Genomic DNA, 24,256 nt, shown 5'->3' on the forward strand with positions numbered 1-24,256 from the left:
TACATTGGCGCCCGTTTTATCCGGCTGGTATCGCATGACAAGGGCGCGAATCTTCAAGATAGTTTGCGACGTGTAACAGGGGCAGGCGGGTTTTCGCCGGGAAGGGGCAGGCAGATGAAATCGGTGATTTTCGATCTCGACGGAACATTGGCGGACACGTCGGGCGATCTGATCGCGGCGGCGAATGCCTGTTTCCGGGCGATGGGGGCGGGCGATCTGCTGGTCCCGGGGCGCGATGCGGGCACTGCCCTGCGCGGGGGCAAGGCGATGCTGCGGCTGGGATTTGCCCGGATGGGCGGCCCGCGCGAAGACGAGATCGAGGCGTGGTATCCGCGCCTGCTCGAGGAATACGCGGGCGCCATCGACCGGCACACCGTGCTTTACCCCGGGGCGATGGCGGCGGTCGAGCTGTTGGCGCGGGCGGGCTACGGCGTGGGGATCTGCACCAACAAGCCCGAGGCGCTGGCCGAGCGGCTGATGGTGAGCCTCGGTGCACGCGCGGCTTTCGGCGCACTGGTGGGGGCCGATACGCTGGCGGTGCGCAAGCCCGACCCCGCGCCGCTGCGCGAGGCGGCGCGACGGTTGGGCGGCGATCCGGCGCGCTGTCTTCTGGTGGGTGACAGCGACACCGACCGCCTGACCGCCCGGGCGGCGGGCGTGCCGTCGGTCCTGGTGACGTTCGGGCCATCGGGTGCGGATATGGCGGCACTGGCGCCCGAGGCGATGATCGACAGCTACGAGGAATTGCCCGGCGTGGTGGAGCGATTGCTGGTATAAGCGGCGCATGTGCCGTTGACGCGCCGCGCGGCGTGGCGCAGAAATATCCCATGAGCGAGGTTTTCAAAGGCAGCTTCACCCAGCAGGAGCCGATTCCCGATGCCGGGATCGAGGCCGCCATCGAGGTGATGAAAAGCGGCCGGTTGCATCGCTACAACGTGGCGGGCGACGATCCGGGCGAAGCGGCGCTTCTCGAACGCGAATTCGCGCAGGCCATGGGTGCGAAATACTGTCTTGCCGTGGCCTCGGGGGGGTATGCGCTGGCCTGTGCGCTGCGCGCGGTGGGGGTGGAGCCGGGTGAGCCGGTGCTGACCAATGCCTTCACGCTGGCCCCCGTGCCGGGGGCGATCGCCAGTGTCGGCGCGGTGCCGGTTTTCGTCGGCGTGACCGAGGGGCTGGTGATCGACCTTGACGATCTGGCGGCCAAGGCGGGCGAGGCGCGGGTGCTGATGCTGAGCCATATGCGCGGGCACCTGGCCGACATGGACCGGCTTATGGAGATCTGTGACGCCCATGGCATCACCGTGATCGAGGATTGCGCCCACACGATGGGCGCGCGCTGGCGTGGGCGGCTTTCGGGCCGGGACGGGTTGATCGGGTGCTATTCGACCCAGACCTATAAACATCTCAATTCGGGCGAGGGCGGGTTCCTCATCACCGATGACGCGGAGATCGCGGCGCGGGCGGTCGTGCTGTCGGGGTCCTACATGCTCTATGGTCGCCATCTCGCCGCGCCCGAGGAGGCGGTGTTCGAGGCGGTGAAATACGACACGCCCAATGTTTCGGGGCGGATGGACAATTTGCGCGCGGCGATCCTGCGCCCGCAGCTTGCCCGGCTCGACGCCCAATGCGCGGCATGGACGGCGCGTTACCGGGTGGTCGAGGAAGGGCTGCGCGGCGCGCCGGGGCTGACCGTGGTGGAACGGCCGGAAGAGGAGGAATTCGTCGGCTCCTCGATTCAGTTCCTGCTGCTCGACTGGGCCGAGGAGAAGATCAACGCGGTCCTGCGCCGCTGTGCCGCGCGGGGGGTGGAACTCAAGTGGTTCGGCGGGGCCGAGCCGGCGGGCTTTACCTCGCGCTATGACAGTTGGCGCTACGCGCCCTCGATGCCGATGCCCGAAAGCGACCGCATCCTGAAATCCATCCTCGACATGCGCCTGCCGCTGACCTTCGGGTTCGACGATTGCGCGCTCATCGCCCGGATCATCCGCGCCGAGGTGGGCGCGGTGTTCCAGGGCGAGTAAAGGCGGCCCGGGTGCGAACCGGAAAGACGGGAGCGGGGGCCAGCCCCCGCACCCCCGAGGTATTTGCGGTCAGATGAAGCCCAATTCCCCGATCTTCATCTGACCTGAAATACCTTGGGGGTCTGGGGGTGAAACCCCCAGGCGCCGGTTTTGTGCGGACCCATGGTTCAGGTTGATCCGAATCGGGGGATGGGGTAGGAAATGAACAACTGTTCAATAAACCGGAGGGCGGCCGCATGTTCATGGGGTCAATGAATTTCGATCTGGGCGAGGATGTGAACGCGCTGCGCGAGATGGTGCATCGCTGGGCGCAGGAGCGGATCAGGCCGATGGCGGGCGAGATCGACCGCAGCAACGAGTTTCCCAACGAATTGTGGCGCGAGTTCGGTGAATTGGGCCTGTTGGGTGTGACCACGCCCGAGGAATATGGCGGGGCGGAGATGAGCTATCTCGCCCATGTCGTCGCGGTCGAGGAGATCGCGCGGGCCTCGGCCTCGGTCAGCCTTTCCTATGGCGCGCATTCCAACCTCTGCGTCAACCAGATCCGCCGCAACGCCACCCATGAGCAGAAGCTGAAATTCCTGCCCAAGCTCATTTCGGGCGAGCATGTGGGCGCACTGGCGATGTCCGAATCCTCGGCCGGGTCGGACGTGGTGAGCATGAAGCTGCGTGCCGACAAGAAGAACGACCGCTATATCCTCAACGGCAACAAGTACTGGATCACCAACGGGCCGGATGCGGATGTGCTGGTGGTCTATGCCAAGACCGACATGGAGGCGGGCCCCAAGGGGATCACCGCCTTCATCGTGGAAAAGACCATGAAAGGGTTCTCGACCAGCCCGCATTTCGACAAGCTGGGCATGCGCGGGTCGAACACCGCCGAGCTCATTTTCGACGATGTCGAAGTGCCGTTCGAGAACGTGCTGGGCGAAGAGGGCAAGGGCGTGGCGGTGCTGATGTCGGGTCTTGATTACGAGCGGGTGGTGCTGTCGGGCATCGGCACAGGCATCATGGCGGCCTGCATGGACGAGGTCATGCCCTACATGAAGGAGCGCCAGCAGTTCGGCCAGCCGATCGGGAATTTCCAGCTCATGCAGGGCAAGATCGCCGACATGTACACGGCGATGAATTCGGCCCGCGCCTATGTCTACGAGGTGGCCAAGGCCTGTGACCGGGACGAGGTCACCCGGCAGGACGCGGCGGCCTGCGTGCTTTATGCCAGCGAGGAGGCGATGAAGGTCAGCCACCAAGCGGTGCAGGCCTTTGGCGGGGCCGGGTATCTTTCCGACAACCCGGTGGGCCGCATCTTCCGCGACGCCAAGCTGATGGAGATCGGCGCGGGGACGTCCGAGATTCGCCGGATGCTGGTGGGCCGCGAATTGATGGGGTTGATGGGGTAAGCGCGCTTCGCGCGACACCTAGACCGCTTGTTAAACCGGGGGAGTTCCCATGAAACTGCAATCCCAGGCCATTCCGACGTCGGAGGCGTTCCAGACCAACCGCGACGGCCATCTCGAGGCCTTGCGCGTGGTGCGCGAGGCCGCCGAACTGGCCGCTGCGGGTGGTGGCGAGAAGGCGCGCGCGCGCCATGTGAGCCGGGGCAAGATGCCGCCGCGCGAGCGGGTGGCGGGGCTGCTCGATCCCGGCTCGCCCTTTCTTGAGATCGGTGCGACGGCGGCGCATGGCATGTATGGCGGGGCCGCGCCCGGTGCGGGGATGATCTGTGGCGTGGGGCAGGTGCATGGGCGTGATGTCATGGTGCTGTGCAATGACGCCACGGTGAAGGGCGGCACCTATTACCCGATGACGGTGAAGAAACACCTGCGCGCGCAGGAGATCGCGGAGCAGAACCAGTTGCCCTGTATCTATCTCGTGGATTCGGGCGGTGCGAACCTGCCGCAGCAGGACGAGGTGTTCCCCGACCGCGAGCATTTCGGGCGGATCTTCTACAACCAGGCCAACATGAGCGCGAAGGGCATTCCCCAGATCGCGGTGGTGATGGGATCGTGCACGGCGGGCGGGGCTTATGTTCCGGCGATGTCGGACGTGTCGATCATCGTGAAGGAACAGGGCACGATCTTCCTTGCCGGGCCGCCCTTGGTGAAGGCGGCGACGGGCGAGGTGGTTTCGGCCGAGGATCTGGGCGGCGGCGACGTGCATACGCGGCTTTCGGGTGTGGCGGATTACCTCGCCGAGGATGACGCGCATGCGCTGGCATTGGCGCGGCGGGCGGTCTCGAACCTCGGCGCCGGGAACGCGCTTGGTGTGGAATTGCAATCGCCCGAAGAGCCCGCCTATGACCCCGAGGAGATCCTCGGGGTGGTGCCGGCCGACCTGCGCACGCCCTATGACATCCGCGAGGTGATCGCGCGAGTCGTCGATGGCTCGCGTTTCGACGAGTTCAAGGCGCGGTTCGGCGAGACGCTGGTCTGCGGGTTCGCCCATGTGAAGGGCATGCCGGTGGGGATCGTGGCCAATAATGGCGTGCTCTTCTCCGAAAGCGCCGTGAAGGGCGCGCATTTCGTCGAGCTGTGCAGCCAGCGCAAGATCCCGCTGGTGTTCCTGCAGAACATCACCGGCTTCATGGTGGGGCGTCGCTATGAGAATGAAGGCATCGCCCGGCACGGGGCCAAGATGGTGACGGCGGTGGCCTGCACCTCGGTGCCCAAGATCACCATGCTGGTGGGCGGTTCCTTCGGGGCGGGCAATTACGGCATGGCGGGGCGCGCCTATTCCCCGCGGTTCCTGTGGACGTGGCCCAACAGCCGGATTTCGGTCATGGGCGGTGAGCAGGCGGCGGGGGTTCTGGCCACCGTCAAGCGCGATGCGATGGAGCGTGCCGGCGAGGCGTGGTCGGCCGAGGCGGAGGTCGAGTTCAAGCGGCCCACGATCCAGATGTTCGAGGAGCAAAGCCACCCGCTCTATGCCTCTGCCCGGCTTTGGGATGACGGGGTGGTGGACCCGCGCAAGACCCGCGATGTTCTGGCGCTGTCGTTGCGTGCGGCGTTGAATGCACCGATCGAGGAGACGCGGTTCGGCGTCTTCCGGATGTGACCTGATGGGCGCGCGGCTGAAACCCGGCGAGATGCGGCGCGGCAAGCGCGACCGCGAGACCGGCATCGCCTGGGTCCAGGTCAGCCGCGAGGCGGCGCATGGGCATCCGCTGGGGCAGCTTGACTGGGTGATGTACCTGATCATCGGTTTTTTTCTTTTCGCCGGTCTGACGCGCGGCTGGATGGTGGCCGGGCAGGGCGCGGGTATGGCACTTGTCCTCGGGGTGGTGGCCTTGCCGCTGGTAACGGCGCTTTTGCTGTGGATGCGGGCGGCGTTGGCGCGGGTTCTGGTGGTGGGCACGGGGCTTTTCGCGCTCTTTGGCATCCTGTCGCGCGGGTTTGACGGCACGGCCGATGCGGGGCTGGCCGCGTCGCTTTGGGTGCTGGGCGAGTTGATCGCGATCCTCGCGATCACGGTCTACCTGTGGGAGGGCGACCGGCCCAACATGATCTATGCACATCGGTTTCGCAGTTACCGGGACGCGGAGGGCAAGGCGTGAATCTTGATGCTGCCCTCGCTTGCTATCCGGGTGCGCAGAGGTTCCGGTTTGGCGACGGGCCGGTTCTGAATTCCGAGATTCTGGCGTTGGTTCTGGCGGGGCGCAAAAGCGTGACCTGTGATGCTGTGGCAGGATTTGAGGCGCGTGGCGAGACGCCGCCCGAACCGGGGCGTGTGGATATCGCTTGTGACTGGGAGTGGCGGCCAGTGTGTGCTGTTCGCACCATCGAGGTGATGCGGATGCCCTTCGAGGCGGTGTCCGAGGCGCTGGTGGCTGCGCAGGGTGAGTTTGCCGACCTTGAGGATTGGCGAAAGGGATATGAGGCCTATCTGGGCCGGACGGTCGGTTTCGTTTCCGGGATGGAGATGCTGCTGGAACGGTTCGAGGTAGTGGAGGCGTTTCGTTGCGATTGATCCCCGATTCCGGGCCGCGCGCCCGCCCGACCCGCGCCGCCCGGGGGCACTGTGCCCGGGCGACGCGCAGGTGGTTGGGACAGGATTTGAGTATTTTATCCAAGAAAGAACAGGGGTGCGGCATGATCGGGGTTTGGCGGGTGCCCGGTGGTGTGCGCGGAGGTGCCGCCCGGGGCGGTGGTGAAGGAGGCTGGACATGTTTGACAAGATCCTGATTGCGAACCGGGGCGAGATCGCGGTGCGGGTGGCGCGCTCGGCGCGGGCGCTGGGCTGCCGGGTGGTGGCGGTCTATTCCGATGCGGATGCGGGCGCGGCCCATGTCGCGGCGGCGGATGAGGCGGTGCATATCGGCGGCAACGCGCCCGCCGAGAGCTACTTGCGCGGTGAGCGGATCATCGAGGCGGCGCTGGAGACGGGGGCGCAGGCGATACATCCGGGCTATGGGTTCCTCAGCGAAAACCCCGATTTCGTGCGCGCGGTCGAGGCGGCGGGGCTCATCTTCATCGGGCCATCGGCGGAGGCGATCGACGCGATGGGCCTCAAGGACGCGGCCAAGGCGCTGATGGAAGAGGCGGGGGTGCCGGTGGTGCCGGGCTATCACGGTGCCAACCAGGACCCCGAGCATCTGGCAGGTGCGGCGGATGCGATCGGCTATCCGGTGCTGATCAAGGCCGTGGCGGGCGGTGGCGGCAAGGGGATGCGCCTTGTCGAGACGCCAAGGGAGTTCATGGATGCGCTCGCCAGTGCGCAGAGCGAGGCCAGAACCGCCTTTGGCAACGAGGCCGTGCTGATCGAGAAATTCGTGGAAAAGCCGCGCCATATCGAGGTGCAGGTCTTTGGCGACGGCACCAGCGCGGTGCATCTTTTCGAGCGCGACTGCTCGCTTCAGCGCCGTCACCAGAAGGTGATCGAGGAGGCCCCGGCACCGGGCATGACCGAAGCGATGCGCGCCGCCATGGGGCAGGCGGCGGTGCGCGCGGCCGAGGCGATCGGCTACAAGGGGGCGGGGACGGTCGAATTCATCGTTGACGGGAGCCACGGGCTTCGCCCGGACGGGTTCTGGTTCATGGAGATGAACACGCGCTTGCAGGTGGAACACCCGGTGACCGAGGCGATCACCGGCGTTGATCTCGTGGAATGGCAGTTGCGCGTGGCGGCGGGCGAGTCCCTGCCCGCGCGGCAGGACGCGTTGCGCATCACCGGCCATGCCTTCGAGGCGCGGCTTTATGCCGAGGATGTGCCCAAGGGGTTCCTGCCCGCGACCGGAACGCTGTCGCATCTGCACTTCCCCGAAAATGCCCGGGCCGATAGCGGGGTGCGGGCGGGCGATGCGATTTCGCCCTTCTATGACCCGATGATTGCCAAGCTGATCACCCATGGCGCCACGCGCGAGATCGCGTTGAAGCGCATGGCGCAGGCGCTCTGCGAGACGCAGGTGGCCGGGACGGTGACGAACCTTGCCTTTCTCGGGGCGCTTTGCGCGCATGAGGGGTTTGCCGCGGGCGATGTCGATACCGGGCTGATCGGGCGCGATCTTGAGCGGCTGATCGCGAGTGATGCCCCGGCGCCGCGCGTGGTGGCGCAGGCGGCGATGGTGGCGCTGGGCCTGATGGGCGCGCCGGATTGGGCGCGGGGGTTCGCGCTCTGGGCGCCTGCGCCGCGTCGTGTATTGCTGGCGCAGGGCGAGGCGGAGCAGGAGATTGCCGTGATCGTGGACGGGCCGGGGGCCGCGCGGATCAGGGTGGGCGAGGCCGAGGTCGAGGCCGAATGGCGTGATGGCTGGCGGTTCGACGGCAGGCCAGCCGCCCCCTGGGCCGCGGCCGAGGGGCAGATCACGGTGTTCGATGGCTATGGCCAGGGTTTCCGCGTGATCGACCCGCTGGAGCGTGCGGCGGCCACGGGGGCGGGGGTCGGTGTGATCGAGGCGCCGATGCCGGGGCTGGTCAAGGCGGTCTTTGCCGAGGCGGGACAGGCGGTGCAGGCGGGTGATCGGTTGGCCGTTCTGGAAGCGATGAAGATGGAACATGCGCTGCTTGCCCCGCGCGACGGGGTGGTGGCCGAGGTGCTGGTCGAGGCCGGGGCACAGGTCGAGGCCGGTGCGGCGTTGGTCCGGCTGGAGGAGGAAGAGGCGGCGGTGGCCTGAAGGGGCAACCGGGCGTCTTTCTTGGGAAAAATACTCATGGCGCGCGGCTGCGCGAAGGCGCGGGATCGAGGCGAAGAGGAGCGGATCATGCAAGAGCCGATCAGATTGCACAGCGTGGCGGGCAGCCGGTCGTTCCGGGTGCTGTGGCTGCTTTACGAGATGGGGCTGGAGCCGGAGGTGATCAGTTACGATCTCGCCAAGGGCGAGTTGCGCAAGCCCGATTTCCAGGGGCTGAGCCCGGCGGGGCGGGTGCCGGTTCTGGAGATCGACGGGCAGGTTTTGTTCGAGAGCGGGGCGATTACCGAATACCTGTGCGAAACGCGGTCCGAAAAGGGGCTTGCGCCGATGCCGGGCGAGGATGAGCGGGCGCAATATCTCACATGGTTGCACTATGCCGAGACCATTGGCGTGCTGATCCAGAACCTCAACCTGCAACAGGTGTTCCTGCCCGATCCGGCGATGCGTTCGCCCACGGTGATCGGGATCGAGGTCAAGCGGCTGGCGGTCTCGCTCAAGCCGTTGGAGCGGATTCTGGCGGAGCAGGACTTCCTGCTCAGGCGCGGGTTTTCGGCCGCCGACACGATGATGGGGTTCACGCTGGAAAGCGCGCGGCATTACGTGCGATTCGACCGGTTTCCGAAGCTTTCGGACTACAAGGCGCGGATCGAGGCGCGTCCGGCCTATCAGCGGGCGCTGGAGGCCGAGGGGTTGCAGCAATTCTATGACCGGGAGTTCTATGAGGTGCCCGAGGGCTGAGCCGCGCGGTCGGATGCCTCCGGCGGGAGTATTTTGGGCAAGATGAAAGGCGGGGTTCAAATGGTTGAACGCGTTGAGATTTTCGAGATGGGCCCGCGTGACGGGTTGCAGAATGAAAAGCGGCAGATCCCGACGGTGGAAAAGATCGCGCTGGTCGACTGCCTGAGCGGGGCGGGCTTTCGGCGGATCGAGGTGGCGTCGTTCGTCAGCCCGAAATGGGTGCCGCAGATGGCCGATTCGGCGGATGTGCTGGCCGGGATCGTGCGCGCGCCGGGCGTGCGTTATGCGGCGCTGACGCCGAACCTGCGCGGATTCGAGGGGGCGGTGGCGGCGAAGGCCGACGAGGTGGCGATTTTCGGGTCGGCCTCGGAGGGGTTCAGCCGGGCCAATATCAACGCGAGCATTGCCGAAAGTCTTGAACGGTTCGGGCCGATCATGGCGGCGGCGCAGGAGCAAGGCATGCCGGTGCGGGGCTATATTTCCTGCGTTACCGACTGCCCCTATGATGGGAAAACCCCGCCCGGGGAGGTCGCCCGCGTGGCAGAAATCCTTTGGAACATGGGGGTTTACGAGATCAGCCTCGGCGACACGATCGGGCAGGGCACGCCGGAAAGCATCGACGCGATGCTGGGCGCGGTGCTGGATGTGGTGCCGGCCGGGAAGCTGGCCGGGCATTACCACGATACCGCCGGGCGGGCGCTGGAGAATATCGAGGTGTCGCTGGCGCGGGGGGTGCGGGTGTTCGATGCCGCGGTGGGCGGATTGGGCGGATGCCCCTATGCGCCGGGGGCGGCGGGGAACGTGGCGACGGAAGCCGTGCATGACCGGTTGGTGGCATTGGGATACGAGACGGGGCTGGATCGGGCAGCCCTTGAAGAGGCGGCCGGAATGGCGAAGCAGATGAGGGTTGAACGCGATGTATGAGACGCTTGTAATCGAGCGCGACGGGCGCGGGGTGGCCACGCTCTGGCTTGACCGGGCTGAGAAACACAATGCCATGTCGGGCGCGATGATCGAGGAATTATCAAGCGCTGCCAAGGTGTTGGACGAGGACGCGCAGGTGCGTGTCGTGGTTCTGGCGGCGCGGGGCAAGAGCTTTTGCGCGGGGGGGGATCTGCGCTGGATGCAGGCGCAGATGGAAGCGGGGGCCGAGCAGCGGCGGGCGGAGGCGCGCAAGCTGGCGATGGCGCTTTATGCGCTCAACACGCTGTCGAAACCCTTGATCGCGCGGGTGCAGGGCAATGCGTTCGGGGGCGGCGTGGGCATGATGGCGGTGGCCGATGTGGCGGTCGGCGCGGACACGGCGAAGTTCGGGCTGACCGAGGTACGCCTCGGCCTCATCCCGGCGACGATCAGCCCCTATGTGCTGGCCCGGATGGGCGAGACCCATGCCCGGAAGGTGTTCATGTCGGCGCGCATATTTGGTGCGCAAGAGGCTGAAAAGCTTAACCTTTTGTCACGTGTCGTGACCGAGGACCAGCTCGATGCGGCGGTCGAGGAAGAGGTGCGGCCCTACCTGGCGGCGGCCCCCGGGGCGGTGGCGGAATCCAAGCGCCTGGCGCGGATGCTGGGGCCTGCGATCACGTCCGAGATCGTCGATGCGACCATCGAGCGGCTGGTGCAGACATGGGAAGGGGACGAGGCGCGCGCCGGCATCGAGGCGTTCTTTGCCAAGCGCCCGGCGCCATGGGTGGTTGACGGATCGTAACCCCGGCGTGCCGCGTGGTTAACGGCGATTTTCCGGCCAGAAACCGGGGGGTGACTCCCGGCTGCTGCCCGGCTGCCATCCGGCTGCCGGGGGCGGGTTCAGACCTTGTTAAGCAAAACGGTTAACGCGGCGCCCGCACGACCGCGAGTCGCCGCGAACCGGGCCGCAAAAACAGGCGGGTGAGAAACATGTTTTCCGGGGCGATTCCGGCATCGGGCCGCCTTGCGATGCTGCGCTGCCGCGAAGCCCTTGTTTTACTGAATTTGTGTGCAATCGCATACCGGGGCATTCCGATATGTTCATATTCCGGAATGTGTCCGGGCGTCGGTTGACCCTGCCCGGGGCCGGGAGTAAACCCGAGGACGAGTTTTGCAGCCACTTTGGCACGCGCGAACGCCGTGCCCGGAAAGGAGCTAATCTGTGGAAGAGATGCTCAGGGAGTACCTGCCTGTCCTCATCCTGCTGGGAATCGCCATCGGACTTGGGATCGTGCTGATCCTCGCGGCGGTGGTTCTGGCGGTGCGCAATCCCGATCCGGAGAAGTTGAGCGCCTATGAATGCGGCTTCAATGCCTTTGACGATGCGCGGATGAAATTCGACGTGCGGTTCTATCTCGTGTCGATCCTGTTCATCATCTTCGATTTGGAAATCGCGATGCTGTTTCCATGGGCCGTGGCGTTCCGCGATGTCAGCGATGTCGGATTCTGGTCGATGATGATCTTCCTGGCCGTTCTGACCGTTGGCTTTGCCTATGAATGGAAGAAGGGGGCGCTTGAATGGTCATGACCGGAGCCAACACCGCCGAAGCGGATCGCGAGGTTGCCACGCAGTCGCTGAACGCGGAATTGCAGGACAAGGGGTTCCTGCTGACCACCACCGAGGATGTCATCAACTGGGCGCGCACCGGCAGCCTGCACTGGATGACCTTCGGTCTCGCCTGTTGCGCGATCGAGATGATGCATACCTCGATGCCGCGCTATGATCTTGAACGGTTCGGCACCGCGCCGCGCGCCAGCCCGCGCCAGTCGGACCTGATGATCGTGGCGGGCACGCTGACCAACAAGATGGCGCCGGCGCTGCGCAAGGTCTATGACCAGATGCCCGAGCCGCGTTACGTGATCAGCATGGGAAGCTGTGCCAATGGCGGCGGGTATTATCACTACAGCTATTCGGTGGTGCGCGGATGCGACCGGATCGTGCCGGTCGATATCTATGTGCCGGGCTGTCCGCCGACGGCCGAGGCGCTGCTTTACGGTATCCTGCAACTGTCGCGCAAGATCCGCCGGACCGGGACGATCGTGCGCTGAGGCGCAAGGCATCAGGCCGCGCCGGGCGTGGGAAGGATAAGAGACGATGAGTGAAGCATTGGAAGAGCTGGGCGCGCATATCGAGGGCAAGCGCCCCGATTGCGTGCTGGGCTGGGCGATTGCCCATGACGAGCTGACGCTGGACGTGGCCCCGGCCAATATCGCCGGGCTGATCGAGTTCCTGCGCAACGACGGCACCTGCCGGTTCTCGACGCTGGTCGATATCACCGCGGTGGATTACCCGGAACGGACGCGGCGGTTCGACGTGGTCTATCATTTCCTGAGCATGCATCAGAACCAGCGTATCCGGCTGCGGGTGGCCATTCGCGAGAGCGAGATCGTGCCGTCGATCACCGAGATCCATCCCAGCGCCAACTGGTTCGAGCGCGAAGTGTTCGACATGTTCGGCATCCTGTTCTCGGGGCATCCCGATCTGCGCCGTATCCTGACCGATTACGGGTTCCGCGGTTATCCGCTGCGCAAGGATTTCCCGACCACGGGCTATGTCGAGCTGCGCTATGACGAGGCGCAGAAGCGGGTGGTCTATGAGCCGGTCAACCTTGTTCAGGAATATCGCCAGTTCGATTTCATGAGCCCGTGGGAGGGTGCGAAATACATCCTGCCGGGCGACGAGAAGGGGGAGGCGAAATGATGAGCCTGCCGGTTCAGGAGGTTGCCGACAGGGCGCGCGCCTATTGCGAGGCGCTGCACTGGTCGGACGAAACCGTTTTCGAAGACATGTGCCACGAGAATTTCCTGATGACATATGTCGGTGAGGACAATCAGGGGCGGTTCATCGACAAGCGTGCGTTTGTCGGCCGGGTCGCGGCGCGCGACGCCTTTGCAGGCGAGCCGTCCTATCATATCGAGACGGTCGACGTGGCGGGGCATGGCATCGCGCATGTCAAGCTTTGGGTCGACATGCCGCCGCGGCGGTTCGAGGATTACCTCGGCTTCTTTCACGTCGGCGGTGAATGGAAGCTGATCACCAAGCTGTTCCGGGTCGCGAGCGGCCCGGCGCTGGAAGGTTGAGGGATGACATGATGGATGGCTCCAAGGGTTTCGACGACGCGCTGACGGGCGAGCAGAAGATCCGCAATTTCAACATCAACTTCGGCCCCCAGCACCCGGCGGCGCACGGGGTGCTGCGGCTGGTTCTGGAGCTGGATGGCGAGGTGGTCGAGCGGTGCGATCCGCATATCGGGCTGTTGCATCGCGGGACCGAGAAGCTCATGGAGAGCCGGACCTATTTGCAGAACCTGCCCTATTTCGACCGGCTCGACTATGTCGGCACGATGAACCAGGAACACGCCTGGTGCCTGGCGATCGAGAAGCTGACCGGGGTGGAGGTGCCGCGCCGGGCGAGCCTGATCCGGGTGCTTTACTGCGAGATCGGGCGGGTTCTCAACCATATCCTCAACATCACCACGCAGGCGCTGGATGTCGGCGCGCTCACCCCGCCGGTCTGGGGCTTTGAAGAGCGTGAGAAGCTGATGGTGTTCTATGAGCGGGCCTGTGGCGCGCGGCTTCATGCGGCCTATTTCCGGCCCGGTGGCGTGCATCAGGACCTGCCGCCCGATTTGATCGACGATATCGACGCATGGGCCGAGGGGTTCCCGAAATTCCTCGACGATATCAACGAGCTCTTGACCGAGAACCGCATCTTCAAGCAGCGCAACGTGGATATCGGCGTGATCAGCGAACAGGATGTTCATGATTACGCGATGTCGGGCGTGATGGCGCGGTCGGTCGGGATGGCGTGGGATCTGCGCCGGGCGCAACCCTATGAATGTTATGACGAGTTCGACTTCCAGATCCCGGTGGGCAAGAACGGCGATTGCTATGACCGTTACCTGATGCGGATGGAAGAGATGCGCCAGTCGATCCACATCATGCGGCAGGCCTGTGCCAAGCTGCGCGAACCCGAGAACCAGGGCGAGGTTCTGGCGCGCGGCAAGATCACGCCGCCCCGGCGCGGCGAGATGAAGACCTCAATGGAGGCGCTTATCCATCACTTCAAGCTTTACACCGAGGGGTTCAAGGTGCCCGCGGGCGAGGTTTACGCCGCGGTCGAGGCACCCAAGGGCGAGTTTGGCGTCTACCTTGTGAGTGACGGGAGCAACCGGCCCTACCGCGCCAAGATCCGGGCGCCGGGCTATCCGCACCTTCAGGCAATGGATCATATCGCGACCGGTCATCAGCTTGCCGATGTGGCAGCGATCATCGGGTCGCTCGATGTCGTGTTCGGGGAGATTGACCGGTGAAGAAACTTGCATTCGCGATGGCCTGTGCCACGATTTTGTCCGGCTGCCTGGCGATCCCGCCAAAGGACACCACGCCCGAGATGCGCGACGATTACCTTGCCGCGGTGGCCAGTGTCGGCTGCGTGATGCGTAGCGAGAAACAATACCTGCCGGTCGAGTTGCAGGCCGGGCTGACTCGTGAGCAGGCGGTCGCGTTGACCGAGTATCACCTTGCCAGCGGGAAGGCCGAGAAGCTGCCCGGGGACCAGGGTGTGAAACTGATGACAGGAGCCTGTGCCTGATGCTGCGCCGCCTTCATTTGGAGCAACCCGAGAGCTTTGCCTTTACCCCCGAGAACCGGGCATGGGCCGAAGCGCAGATCACCAAGTATCCCGAGGGTCGCCAGGCCAGCGCGGTCATTCCGCTCTTGTGGCGTGCGCAGGAGCAGGAGGGGTGGCTGAGCAAGCCGGCGATCGAGCATGTCGCGGACATGCTGGGCATGGATTACATCCGGGCGCTGGAAGTGGCGAGTTTCTATTTCATGTTCCAGTTGCAGCCGGTGGGCAGTGTTGCGCATTTCCAGGTCTGCGGCACGACGCCCTGCATGCTGTGCGGGTCCGAGGCGCTGGTCGAGGTGTTGCAGGAAAAGGTCGCGGCCAACCCGCACGAGGTGTCGGAGGATGGCAAGTTCTCGTGGGAAGAGGTCGAGTGCCTCGGGGCCTGCGCCAATGCACCGATGGCCCAGATCGGCAAGGATTACTACGAGGATCTGAGTCCCGAGCGCCTGTCGGAGATCATCGATGCGCTCGGTGCAGGCGAAGTGCCGGTGCCGGGGCCGCAGAGCGGGCGCTATGCCTCGGAGCCCGCATCGGGGCTGACGTCGCTCAGCGCATTCGAGAGCGGGCGCACGCAGTACAATGCCAGCGTCGCGCGGGCGGTGGAACTGGGCGAGACGGTGAAACGCATCGACGGCAGCGAAGAGCCGCTGCGCACGCCATGGCTCGATGCCTGGGCGCGGGGCAAGGGGGTCAAGACGGCCAACACGTCCGAGGCGCCCAAGGCCCCGGCCAGCAAGCCAAGGGCAGAGGCGGTGGCACCCGCCGAGACGGCCGTCGCCGAGAAAGCGCCCGAGACGCTGAGCGCGCCGCGCGCGGGCGGGGCCGACGATCTCAAGAAGATCGGCGGGGTCGGGCCCAAGCTCGAAGGGCTGTTGAACGAGATGGGGTTCTGGCATTTCGACCAGATCGCCAAATGGACCGAGGCCGAGGTGGCCTGGGTCGATGCGCGTCTGAAATTCAAGGGCCGCATCGCGCGGGACAACTGGATCGAACAGGCCCGCAGACTGGCAGATGGCGGCGAGACCGGGGTCTCGCGCGACAAGAAGGAAGAGTGAGCAGGAATCAGGACAGGACAGGCACGCATCAACCGATAGAGGGATGAGATCATGACGGAACAATCAGGACTGGGAACCTGCGGCTGGGTTAGCTGGGGTGTCGGCATCGTGGCCGGGATTCTTGCCTATTGGATGTCGGTTGGGGCGGTGACATGGCTGCCTGCGCTCTTGATCGGGATTTCCGTTGCGGTGTTCGTCGGGTTGATTTTGCTCAGGCTGGTCTGTGGCGGGTCGGTGACCGATCCTGATGCGGATCATGGGCCGACACCGGCCCAGACCGTGGCAAGCGGGGCCGCCGAAGCCGGTGCAGCCGGGGCCACCGCGATGGCCGCGGGGGCGACGGCGATGGCCGACAAGGCCGAGAACAGCGCCGACAAGATGAGCGGCAAGGCCGAGGATGTGACCGAAGCGGCGGCGGAGACGGCCGGAGAGGCCGCCGAGGCGGCGACGGACACGGCCGAAGAGGTGGCGGAGAAGGCAGCGGACACCGCCGAAGACGTCGCGGACGAAGCCAAGGATGCAGGCGCAACGGCGGCGTCGACGGTCGCGGATGTGGCCGAAGAGGTGACGGGCACCCGGCCCGAGGCGCTGAGTGCGGCGCGCGACGGGCAGCCGGACGATCTCAAGCAGATCAAGGGGATCGGGCCGAAGCTGGAAAAACTGTGTAACGAGCTCGGGTTCTATCATTTCGACCAGATCGCGGGCTGGACCGAGGACGAGGTGGCCTGGGTCGATGCCAATCTGCAAGGATTCAAGGGTCGCGTGAGCCGCGACGACTGGGTGGGACAGGCCAAGACGCTGGCCGCGGGTGGCGAGACCGATTTCTCGCAGCGCGTGGGCAAGGGCGAGGTCTATTGAGGCGCTGAGACATGGGTGAGGACGAGCGGCAACAACTGGCGCGCAAGGGGCGGGTCACCGCGCTTGTGATCGCGGGGACCGGCGTGTTCTGGATCCTGGCCATGTTGATTGGCAATGGTATGGGTCTGAGCAACCGGGTGATGGCCCTGTTCGACCTGATCGCGCTGGCGGGGTTCATCCTTGCCTTCGTGATGATTTTTCAAATCCGGCGGGCACGCCGGGACATGGAAGGCTAAAGCGATGCTGAAGGACGAGGACCGCATCTTCACCAACCTCTACGGCATGCATGAACGCAGCCTTGCCGGTGCGAAGGCGCGTGGCCACTGGGACGGCACGGCCGGGATCATCGCGCGGGGGCGGGATGCGATCGTTGACGAGATGAAGGCGAGCGGATTGCGCGGGCGTGGCGGCGCGGGCTTTCCGACTGGACTCAAATGGTCGTTCATGCCCAAGGAGAGCGACGGGCGGCCCGCCTACCTCGTGGTCAATGCCGACGAATCCGAGCCCGGCACCTGCAAGGACCGCGAGATCATGCGCCATGATCCGCACACCTTGATCGAGGGGTGCCTGATCGCGTCTTTCGCGATGAACGCGCATACCTGCTACATCTATATCCGCGGCGAATATATCCGCGAGCGCGAGGCGCTGCAGGCGGCGATCGACGAATGTTACGACGCGGGGCTCTTGGGGCCGAACGCGGCCGGGTCGGGATGGGATTTCGACCTCTACCTGCATCACGGTGCGGGGGCCTATATCTGTGGCGAGGAAACCGCGCTTCTGGAAAGCCTTGAGGGCAAGAAGGGCATGCCGCGGATGAAGCCGCCGTTTCCCGCCGGGGCGGGGCTTTATGGCTGTCCCACCACGGTCAACAATGTCGAAAGCATCGCGGTGGTGCCGACGATCCTGCGCCGCGGCGCGGAGTGGTTCTCGGGCTTTGGCCGTCAGAACAACGCGGGCACCAAGGTGTTCGCGATCTCGGGCCATGTGAACACCCCCTGCGTGGTCGAAGAGGCCATGTCGATCAGTTTCGAGGAGTTGATCGAGCGCCATTGCGGCGGCATCCGGGGCGGTTGGGACAACCTTCTGGCGGTGATCCCGGGCGGCGCATCCGTGCCCTGCGTGCGCGGCGAGAACATGCGCGACGCGATCATGGATTTCGACCATCTGCAAAAGGAATTGCGCTCGGGTCTGGGCACGGCGGCGGTGATCGTGATGGACAAGAGCACCGACCCGATCAAGGCGATCTGGCGGCTGGCGAAATTCTACAAGCATGAAAGCTGTGGCCAGTGCACGCCCTGCCGCGAAGGCACCGGCTGGATGATGCGGGTGATGGAGCGGCTGGTGAAGGGCGAGGCCGAGATCGAGGAGATCGACATGCTGTTTGATGTCTCCAAGCAGGTCGAGGGCCACACGATCTGTGCGTTGGGCGATGCGGCGGCCTGGCCGATCCAGGGGCTTATCCGCAATTTCCGCGAGGAGATCGAAGACCGGATCAAGGCACAGAAATCGGGCCGCATGGGCGCGATGGCGGCGGAGTGAGCGGGATGCGGTTCAGTCATATCATCGGGGGCGCGCTGATCGCGGCGCTGCTGGCCGGGTGCGGGATAACCGACCGGGCGCGGGCCAACCGGGTGGCGTTCGACGGGGTGGAGTTTCGCCCCCGGTCGCAGCAGGTGGGCGAGGCGCGCGAGGAATTCGCGATCACCGTGCCCCGGGCGGGCCAGAGCCTCGTGGGTGCGCGGGCGGCGGGTGCGCATGAGGCCACGCGCTATTGCATCGAGAATTTCGGGCGCTCGGATCTTGAATGGGAGATCGGCCCCGAGGACGAGGAACTGCTGATCGAGAACGGCACGCTGACGCTTCGGGGGCGCTGCGACGGATGGTGAGGCAGTGCGCATATCGCGGGCTATCCGGGCGGAATGCTGCCGGGACGGCGTCCGGTTATTGCATAACGGGGGCGCGGACACCCATCTCGCAGGAAGAGGGGGGCGCCATGGTGGCCGCCCCTTCCATGCTGCGTGAAAGGAATGCCGTGATGCGACTGGTGACAGGTGGACTGGTGGGGTTGATGCTGATGGCGGGGGCGGTGCAGGCCGCCGCCGATGCCAAGGCCCCGCTGCGCGACGTGCGCGAGATCGACGACAACATGCTGTGGGCGGGGATCGCGCTCAGGATCAGCGAAGAATGCGGAGAGATCGACGCGCGGACGTTGAAAGGGCTCAATTTCCTGTGGTCGATCAAGAAGAAAGCCAACGCGCTGGGCTATAGCGACGATGAGATCAACGCCTACCGCAAGAGCGACGCCGAGAAGGCGCGCATCGAGGCGCGGGGCAAGGCCTATGTGAAATCCAAGGGGTTCGATCCGGGCGACGCCGGCGATCTGTGCGAACTCGGCCATGCCGAGATCGCGCGGAACAGCGTCATCGGCACCCTGTTGAAAGCGAAGTGAGGGAAGCATGAGCGACCTGCGAAAGATCATCATCGACGGCAAGGAGATCGAGGTCGATCCCGCATTGACCCTGATCCAGGCCTGTGAGCAGGCGGGGGTCGAGATCCCGCGGTTCTGCTATCACGAGCGGTTGTCGATCGCGGGCAATTGCCGGATGTGCCTTGTCGAGGTGCAGCCCGGACCGCCCAAGCCGGCCGCGTCCTGCGCGATGCAGGTCAAGGACATGCGCCCGTTTCCCGACGGCGAGCCGCCGCAGGTCAAGACCAACTCGCCCATGGTCAAGAAGGCCCGCGAGGGGGTGATGGAATTCCTGCTGATCAACCATCCGCTCGACTGCCCGATCTGCGACCAGGGCGGCGAGTGCGATCTGCAGGATCAGGCGATGGCCTATGGCGTCGATTTCAGCCGCTACCGCGAACCCAAGCGGGCGGTTGATGACCTCGATCTCGGGCCGCTGGTCGAGACCCACATGACGCGCTGCATCTCGTGCACGCGCTGCGTGCGCTTTACCAGCGAGGTGGCGGGCGTCATGCAGATGGGCCAGACCGGGCGCGGCGAGGATGCCGAGATCACCACCTATCTGAACGAGACGCTCGATTCGAACCTGCAGGGCAATATCATCGACCTTTGCCCGGTGGGCGCGCTGGTGTCGCGCCCATACGCGTTCACCGCGCGGCCGTGGGAGTTGACCAAGACCGAAAGCATCGACGTGATGGATGCGCTGGGCTCGTCGATCCGGGTGGACACCCGGGGGCGCGAGGTGATGCGGGTGCTGCCGCGCAACCATGACGGCGTGAACGAGGAATGGATTTCCGACAAGACGCGGTTCATCTGGGACGGCTTGCGGCGTCAGCGGCTGGACCGGCCCTATGTGCGCGAGAATGGCAAGTTGCGCCCCGCGACATGGCCCGAGGCGCTGGGCCGCGCGGCCGAGGCGATGAACGGGGCCAGCAAGGTTGCCGGTCTGGTTGGCGACCTGGTGCCGGTCGAGGCGGCCTATTCGCTCAAATCGCTGGTCGAGGGGATCGGCGGAACGGTGGAATGCCGTGTCGATGGGGCGCGCCTGCCTGCGGGCAATCGCGGCGCCTATGTCGGCACGGCGGCGATCGAGGATATCGACGCGGCGCGATATATCCTGCTGATCGGGACCAACCCGCGCGATGAGGCGCCGGTGCTCAATGCGCGCATCCGCAAGGCATGGCTGCAAGGCGCCAATGTCGGGCTGGTCGGTGAGCCGGTTGACCTGACCTATGAATATGCCCATGTGGGCACCGACCGCGCGGCGCTGCAATCGCTGGTCGATCAGGGCTATGGCGCGGTCAAGGATGTGCCGAGCCTCGTGATCGTGGGGCAGGGTGCGCTGCGCGAAGCCGATGGCGAGGCGGTTCTGGCCGCCGCGCAGGCGGTTGCGGAGAAATCGCAATCGGGGCTTCTGGTGCTGCATACGGCCGCCGCCCGCGTCGGCGCGATGGATGTGGGCGCCGTGACCGAGGGCGGCATGGCCGCGGCGGTCGAGGGGGCCGACGTGATCTTCAACCTCGGTGCGGACGAGATCGACATTGAGCCCGGCCCGTTCGTGATCTATCAGGGCAGCCATGGCGACCGGGGCGCGCATCGCGCCGATGTGATCCTTCCGGGCGCCGCTTACACCGAGGAACAGGGGTTGTTCGTGAACACCGAAGGTCGCCCGCAATTGGCGTTGCGTGCCGGTTTCGCACCGGGCGAGGCCAAGGAGAACTGGGCCGTCCTGCGTGCCCTGTCGGGCGAGATGGACCGCACGCTTCCCTGGGACAGCATGGCGCAATTGCGCCGCGCGCTGGTCGACGAGGTGCCGCATCTGGGGCTGGTGGACGAGTTGGCCGAAAACGACTGGCAACCGCTGGCGCCGGGCAAGCTTGGCAAGGGGTCGGTGGCATTCCGCAACGCGATCGGCGATTTCTACCTGACCAACCCGATTGCGCGCGCCAGCGAAGTGATGGCCGACCTGTCGGCCCGGGCGCGCGCCCGCGCCGGCGAGAAGATGGCGGCGGAGTGATCGGGGGGCTTCGCATAACGCCCCTCGCGCTTGCGGCGCTGGTGATGGGTTGCGACATGCAGGAGCGGCCGGGCGAGGTGACGCGCATGGCGCCCATGCCCGAGGGGCTGGAGTATCGCGGGATCGAGACGCGGCTGCTTGACGGGGAATTGGTGCAGTTCGTGGTGGGCATGGGCCCCAAGGCCGAGCCCGAGCATGTCGAGCGCTATGCGGAATGCGCGGCGGCGCAATACGCGCTTATTCGTGGATACGGTTTTGCGCGCCATGTGCGCACGAATATCGACAAGGAAGACAATGGCGGCTGGCGGGGAGATGCGGTCTATACCATCTCGCCGTCGCTGCCCCGGGGATTGAAGACCATCGACGCCGAAGTCGTGGCCGGCAATTGCGCGGAGAACGGAATACCGATGGTGTGAGGACCTGATGGCTGAATTCTTTACCACCCCTTTTGGGATCTTCGTGCTGATCGTGGCGCAATGCCTTGCGGTCGTGGGGTTCGTGATGATCTCGCTTCTGTTCCTCGTTTACGGGGATCGCAAGATCTGGGCCGCGGTGCAGATGCGCCGGGGGCCGAACGTGGTGGGGGCCTTCGGCATCCTGCAATCGGTGGCGGATGCGCTCAAATACGTGCTGAAGGAGGTGGTGATCCCGGCGGGGGCCGACAAGCCGGTGTTCCTGCTCGCGCCGCTGACGAGTTTCGTGCTGGCGATCCTGGCCTGGGCGGTCATTCCGTTCAACGAGGGGTGGGTTCTTTCGGATATCAACGTGGCGATCCTCTTTGTGTTCGCGGTGTCCTCGCTCGAGGTTTACGGCGTGATCATGGGGGGCTGGGCCAGCAACTCGAAATACCCGTTCCTCGGCAGCTTGCGTTCGGCGGCGCAGATGATCTCTTACGAGGTCTCGCTTGGCCTCATCATCATCGGGATCATCATCTCGACGGGTTCGATGAGTTTCGGCAATATCGTGGCGGCGCAGGACACGGGTTACGGGTTCTTTGGCTGGTACTGGCTGCCGCATTTCCCGATGGTGTTCCTGTTCTTCATCAGCGCGCTGGCCGAGACCAACCGCCCGCCCTTTGATCTGCCCGAGGCGGAATCGGAGCTGGTGGCGGGCTACCAGGTGGAATATTCGGCGACGCCGTTCCTGTTGTTCATGGCCGGCGAATATATCGCGATTTTCCTGATGTGTGCGCTCACCAGCCTGCTCTTCTTCGGCGGGTGGCTGTCGCCCATTCCGGGGCTGCCGGATGGCGTGCTGTGGATGGTGGGCAAGATGGCGTTCTTTTTCTTCATCTTCGCGATGGTGAAGGCGATCACGCCGCGTTACCGCTATGACCAGTTGATGCGGATCGGTTGGAAAGTGTTCCTGCCGCTGTCGCTCGGCTGGGTGGTGTTCGTGGCCTTCGCGGCAAAATTCGAATGGTTCTGGGGCGTTTACGCGCGCTGGACGATGGGGGGCTGACTGATGGCGAATGTCGATTACAGGCGCGCGGCGGGGTATTTCCTGCTCACCGATTTTGCCAAGGGCATGTGGCTGGGGCTGAAGTATTTCTTCGCGCCCAAGGCGACGCTCAACTATCCGCACGAGAAGGGGCCGCTTAGCCCGCGCTTTCGCGGCGAACATGCGCTGCGGCGTTATCCCAATGGCGAGGAGCGCTGTATCGCCTGCAAGCTGTGCGAGGCGATCTGCCCGGCGCAGGCGATCACGATTGATGCCGAACCGCGTGACGATGGCAGCCGCCGGACCACGCGTTATGACATCGACATGACGAAATGCATCTATTGCGGCTTTTGCGAGGAAGCCTGCCCGGTGGATGCGATCGTCGAGGGGCCGAATTTCGAGTTCGCCACCGAGACCCGCGAGGAGCTTTTCTACAACAAGGAGAAGCTTCTGGCGAACGGGGACCGCTGGGAAGCCGAGATCGCCCGCAGCCTTGAGATGGATGCACCCTACCGATGAGCGACGCGAAAAGCCCTTTCGAATTGATGATGGCGCAGGCGCAGGAGATGGCACAAGCCTTCAACCCGGCGCTGGAATCCTTTTCGCCCAAGGGGTTCGAGAAGCTGTGGCCGACCATGCCGAAAGAGGTGATGGAGATGTGGTTCGGCAAGGGCATGTCGCAGGAGGGGCTTGACGCCAAGACGCGGCTGTTGTTGACGCTGGCGGGGATGACCATGCAGGGCGCGCAGGCCGAGACGCCGTTTCGCATGACGGTGCGCCACCTGATCGAGGCGGGCGCCACCCGCGAGGAAATTGCCGAGACCATCGCGCAGATGTCGATGTTCGCCGGCATACCCGCCATGACACGGGCCATGGAACTGGCCCGCGATGTCCTGGCCGAGAACGAGGAAGATGACACATGACCGTCGCGAGCCTTGCATTTTACCTTTTCGCCCTGTCCGCCATCGTCGGCGGTTTTTTCACGGTGGTCAGCCGCAACCCGGTGCATTCGGTGCTGTTCCTGATCCTGGCCTTCCTGTCGAGCGCGGGGTTGTTCGTGCTCCTGGGCGCCGAATTCGTGGCGATGCTGCTCATCATCGTCTATGTCGGCGCGGTGGCGGTCCTGTTCCTCTTCGTGGTGATGATGCTGGACGTGGATTTCGCCGAGTTGAAGGCGGGGATGGCGCAATACCTGCCCATCGCGCTGGCGATTGGCGTGGTTCTTCTGATGCAACTGGGGCTGGCCTTTGGTGATTGGCACATCGCCGAGGGGGCCGAGGCCGCGCGCGCTGCGCCCACGCCCGAGGGGGTCGAGAACACGGCGGCGCTCGGTCTCTTGCTTTATGATCAATATTTCCTGCTGTTCCAGTTGGCCGGGCTTATCCTGCTGGTGGCGATGATCGGGGCGATTGTCCTGACGCTGCGCCACCGCGAGGGTGTCAAGCGGCAGGATGTGCTGCAACAGATGTGGCGCGATCCGGCCACGGCGATCGAGTTGAAGGATGTGAAGCCGGGGCAGGGGCTTTAGGGATGAACGCGGGGACCTGGACAGCGGTGGCCATCGGGGTTCTCACCGCTGTTCTGGTCGCAAACGGTTATTTCGGCGGATAGACCGAAGAGGGACAGACATGATCGGACTTGAACATTATCTCACGGTGGCGACGACGCTTTTCGTCATCGGCATATTCGGGCTTTTCCTCAATCGGAAGAACGTGATCATCCTGCTGATGTCGATCGAGTTGATCCTGCTTTCGGTGAACATCAACCTTGTCGCCTTTTCGAGTTTCCTCGGTGACATGGTGGGGCAGGTCTTTGCCTTGTTCGTGCTGACCGTGGCGGCGGCCGAGGCGGCGATCGGGCTGGCCATTCTTGTCGTCTTCTTCCGCAACCGGGGCACGATCGACGTCGAAGACGTCAACGTGATGAAAGGGTAAGGG

At 64.9% G+C, this 24,256-nt stretch carries 29 protein-coding genes; all 29 read left to right on the forward strand.

The annotated features are described in order from the left end of the window. Positions 1-114 precede the first annotated feature (114 nt). The 29 genes from FLO80_RS12095 (at position 115) to nuoK (ending at position 24,253) form a co-directional block, all read left to right on the forward strand. Positions 115-777, forward strand: coding sequence for an HAD-IA family hydrolase (locus tag FLO80_RS12095; RefSeq protein WP_111366753.1), 663 nt, complete (start codon positions 115-117; stop codon positions 775-777). Positions 778-827: 50 nt separating this feature from the next. Then, positions 828-2,021 carry a DegT/DnrJ/EryC1/StrS family aminotransferase gene (locus FLO80_RS12100; protein WP_111366755.1) on the forward strand — a complete coding sequence of 398 codons (1,194 nt, stop codon included), beginning with the start codon at positions 828-830 and terminating at the stop codon, positions 2,019-2,021. A 236-nt stretch (positions 2,022-2,257) separates the two neighbouring features. Further along, on the forward strand, positions 2,258-3,421 hold the full coding sequence (locus tag FLO80_RS12105) for an isovaleryl-CoA dehydrogenase (protein WP_111366757.1): 1,164 nt from the start codon (positions 2,258-2,260) through the stop codon (positions 3,419-3,421). A gap of 49 nt (positions 3,422-3,470) precedes the next feature. Further along, complete coding sequence (locus FLO80_RS12110; RefSeq protein ID WP_111366759.1) at positions 3,471-5,075, forward strand: carboxyl transferase domain-containing protein; 1,605 nt, start codon at positions 3,471-3,473, stop codon at positions 5,073-5,075. A gap of 4 nt (positions 5,076-5,079) precedes the next feature. After that, on the forward strand, positions 5,080-5,574 hold the full coding sequence (locus tag FLO80_RS12115; protein ID WP_111366761.1) for a hypothetical protein: 495 nt from the start codon (positions 5,080-5,082) through the stop codon (positions 5,572-5,574). After that, positions 5,571-5,987: an ASCH domain-containing protein gene (locus tag FLO80_RS12120; protein ID WP_111366762.1), complete on the forward strand. Its 417-nt coding sequence runs from the start codon at positions 5,571-5,573 to the stop codon at positions 5,985-5,987. Before FLO80_RS12115 ends, FLO80_RS12120 begins: the two co-directional genes overlap by 4 nt. A 196-nt stretch (positions 5,988-6,183) precedes the next feature. Then, on the forward strand, positions 6,184-8,130 hold the full coding sequence (locus FLO80_RS12125; RefSeq protein WP_111366764.1) for an ATP-binding protein: 1,947 nt from the start codon (positions 6,184-6,186) through the stop codon (positions 8,128-8,130). Positions 8,131-8,217: 87 nt separating this feature from the next. Next, complete coding sequence (locus tag FLO80_RS12130) at positions 8,218-8,886, forward strand: glutathione S-transferase family protein (protein ID WP_111366896.1); 669 nt, start codon at positions 8,218-8,220, stop codon at positions 8,884-8,886. 60 nt (positions 8,887-8,946) lie between these two features. Then, complete coding sequence (locus tag FLO80_RS12135; RefSeq protein WP_111366766.1) at positions 8,947-9,810, forward strand: hydroxymethylglutaryl-CoA lyase; 864 nt, start codon at positions 8,947-8,949, stop codon at positions 9,808-9,810. Further along, the gene (locus tag FLO80_RS12140; RefSeq protein ID WP_111366768.1) at positions 9,803-10,594 is read left to right on the forward strand and encodes a crotonase/enoyl-CoA hydratase family protein; all 792 of its coding nucleotides are present in this window, start codon (positions 9,803-9,805) and stop codon (positions 10,592-10,594) included. The genes FLO80_RS12135 and FLO80_RS12140 overlap by 8 nt, the downstream gene beginning before the upstream one ends. A 420-nt stretch (positions 10,595-11,014) precedes the next feature. After that, on the forward strand, positions 11,015-11,380 hold the full coding sequence (locus tag FLO80_RS12145) for an NADH-quinone oxidoreductase subunit A (RefSeq protein WP_111366770.1): 366 nt from the start codon (positions 11,015-11,017) through the stop codon (positions 11,378-11,380). Further along, positions 11,371-11,901 (forward strand): NuoB/complex I 20 kDa subunit family protein, encoded by a 531-nt coding sequence (locus FLO80_RS12150; protein ID WP_111366772.1) that lies wholly within the window; start codon positions 11,371-11,373, stop codon positions 11,899-11,901. Before FLO80_RS12145 ends, FLO80_RS12150 begins: the two co-directional genes overlap by 10 nt. A gap of 46 nt (positions 11,902-11,947) precedes the next feature. Continuing rightward, entirely contained in the window at positions 11,948-12,553 is a 606-nt protein-coding gene (locus FLO80_RS12155) for an NADH-quinone oxidoreductase subunit C (protein WP_111366774.1), read from the forward strand. Further along, a complete protein-coding gene (locus FLO80_RS12160; protein WP_188078285.1) occupies positions 12,553-12,933 on the forward strand; it encodes a nuclear transport factor 2 family protein in 381 nt (126 codons plus the stop codon). Before FLO80_RS12155 ends, FLO80_RS12160 begins: the two co-directional genes overlap by 1 nt. 8 nt (positions 12,934-12,941) lie before the next feature. Next, the gene (locus FLO80_RS12165) at positions 12,942-14,165 is read left to right on the forward strand and encodes an NADH-quinone oxidoreductase subunit D (protein WP_111366778.1); all 1,224 of its coding nucleotides are present in this window, start codon (positions 12,942-12,944) and stop codon (positions 14,163-14,165) included. Further along, positions 14,162-14,446, forward strand: coding sequence for a hypothetical protein (locus FLO80_RS12170; RefSeq protein ID WP_188078286.1), 285 nt, complete (start codon positions 14,162-14,164; stop codon positions 14,444-14,446). Before FLO80_RS12165 ends, FLO80_RS12170 begins: the two co-directional genes overlap by 4 nt. Next, a complete protein-coding gene (gene nuoE / locus FLO80_RS12175) occupies positions 14,446-15,537 on the forward strand; it encodes an NADH-quinone oxidoreductase subunit NuoE (RefSeq protein ID WP_111366780.1) in 1,092 nt (363 codons plus the stop codon). Before FLO80_RS12170 ends, nuoE begins: the two co-directional genes overlap by 1 nt. A 51-nt stretch (positions 15,538-15,588) precedes the next feature. Further along, complete coding sequence (locus FLO80_RS12180) at positions 15,589-16,395, forward strand: helix-hairpin-helix domain-containing protein (RefSeq protein WP_111366782.1); 807 nt, start codon at positions 15,589-15,591, stop codon at positions 16,393-16,395. Positions 16,396-16,406: 11 nt separating this feature from the next. Then, a complete protein-coding gene (locus FLO80_RS12185; protein ID WP_111366784.1) occupies positions 16,407-16,631 on the forward strand; it encodes a DUF5337 domain-containing protein in 225 nt (74 codons plus the stop codon). Positions 16,632-16,635: 4 nt separating this feature from the next. Then, on the forward strand, positions 16,636-17,934 hold the full coding sequence (gene nuoF, locus FLO80_RS12190; protein WP_111366786.1) for an NADH-quinone oxidoreductase subunit NuoF: 1,299 nt from the start codon (positions 16,636-16,638) through the stop codon (positions 17,932-17,934). Positions 17,935-17,939: 5 nt separating this feature from the next. Further along, entirely contained in the window at positions 17,940-18,281 is a 342-nt protein-coding gene (locus FLO80_RS12195) for a hypothetical protein (RefSeq protein ID WP_111366788.1), read from the forward strand. A 149-nt stretch (positions 18,282-18,430) separates the two neighbouring features. Next, positions 18,431-18,844, forward strand: a complete 414-nt coding sequence (locus FLO80_RS12200) for a DUF5333 domain-containing protein (protein ID WP_246156668.1) — start codon at positions 18,431-18,433, stop codon at positions 18,842-18,844. A gap of 7 nt (positions 18,845-18,851) precedes the next feature. Beyond that, complete coding sequence (gene nuoG / locus FLO80_RS12205; protein ID WP_111366790.1) at positions 18,852-20,879, forward strand: NADH-quinone oxidoreductase subunit NuoG; 2,028 nt, start codon at positions 18,852-18,854, stop codon at positions 20,877-20,879. 56 nt (positions 20,880-20,935) lie between these two features. Next, positions 20,936-21,295 carry a YNQ4 family lipoprotein gene (locus tag FLO80_RS12210; RefSeq protein ID WP_246156671.1) on the forward strand — a complete coding sequence of 120 codons (360 nt, stop codon included), beginning with the start codon at positions 20,936-20,938 and terminating at the stop codon, positions 21,293-21,295. 7 nt (positions 21,296-21,302) lie between these two features. Further along, on the forward strand, positions 21,303-22,340 hold the full coding sequence (gene nuoH / locus FLO80_RS12215) for an NADH-quinone oxidoreductase subunit NuoH (protein ID WP_111366799.1): 1,038 nt from the start codon (positions 21,303-21,305) through the stop codon (positions 22,338-22,340). Positions 22,341-22,343: 3 nt separating this feature from the next. Continuing rightward, on the forward strand, positions 22,344-22,838 hold the full coding sequence (nuoI, locus tag FLO80_RS12220; protein WP_111366801.1) for an NADH-quinone oxidoreductase subunit NuoI: 495 nt from the start codon (positions 22,344-22,346) through the stop codon (positions 22,836-22,838). Continuing rightward, positions 22,835-23,242: a carboxymuconolactone decarboxylase family protein gene (locus FLO80_RS12225; protein WP_111366803.1), complete on the forward strand. Its 408-nt coding sequence runs from the start codon at positions 22,835-22,837 to the stop codon at positions 23,240-23,242. The genes nuoI and FLO80_RS12225 overlap by 4 nt, the downstream gene beginning before the upstream one ends. Continuing rightward, a complete protein-coding gene (locus tag FLO80_RS12230) occupies positions 23,239-23,847 on the forward strand; it encodes an NADH-quinone oxidoreductase subunit J (protein WP_111366805.1) in 609 nt (202 codons plus the stop codon). Before FLO80_RS12225 ends, FLO80_RS12230 begins: the two co-directional genes overlap by 4 nt. A gap of 100 nt (positions 23,848-23,947) precedes the next feature. Continuing rightward, positions 23,948-24,253, forward strand: a complete 306-nt coding sequence (gene nuoK, locus FLO80_RS12235; RefSeq protein ID WP_111366807.1) for an NADH-quinone oxidoreductase subunit NuoK — start codon at positions 23,948-23,950, stop codon at positions 24,251-24,253. Positions 24,254-24,256: the final 3 nt, after the last annotated feature.

The organism is Aquicoccus porphyridii, from assembly GCF_008369105.1.
Classification (GTDB): Bacteria; Pseudomonadota; Alphaproteobacteria; order Rhodobacterales; family Rhodobacteraceae; genus Aquicoccus; species Aquicoccus porphyridii.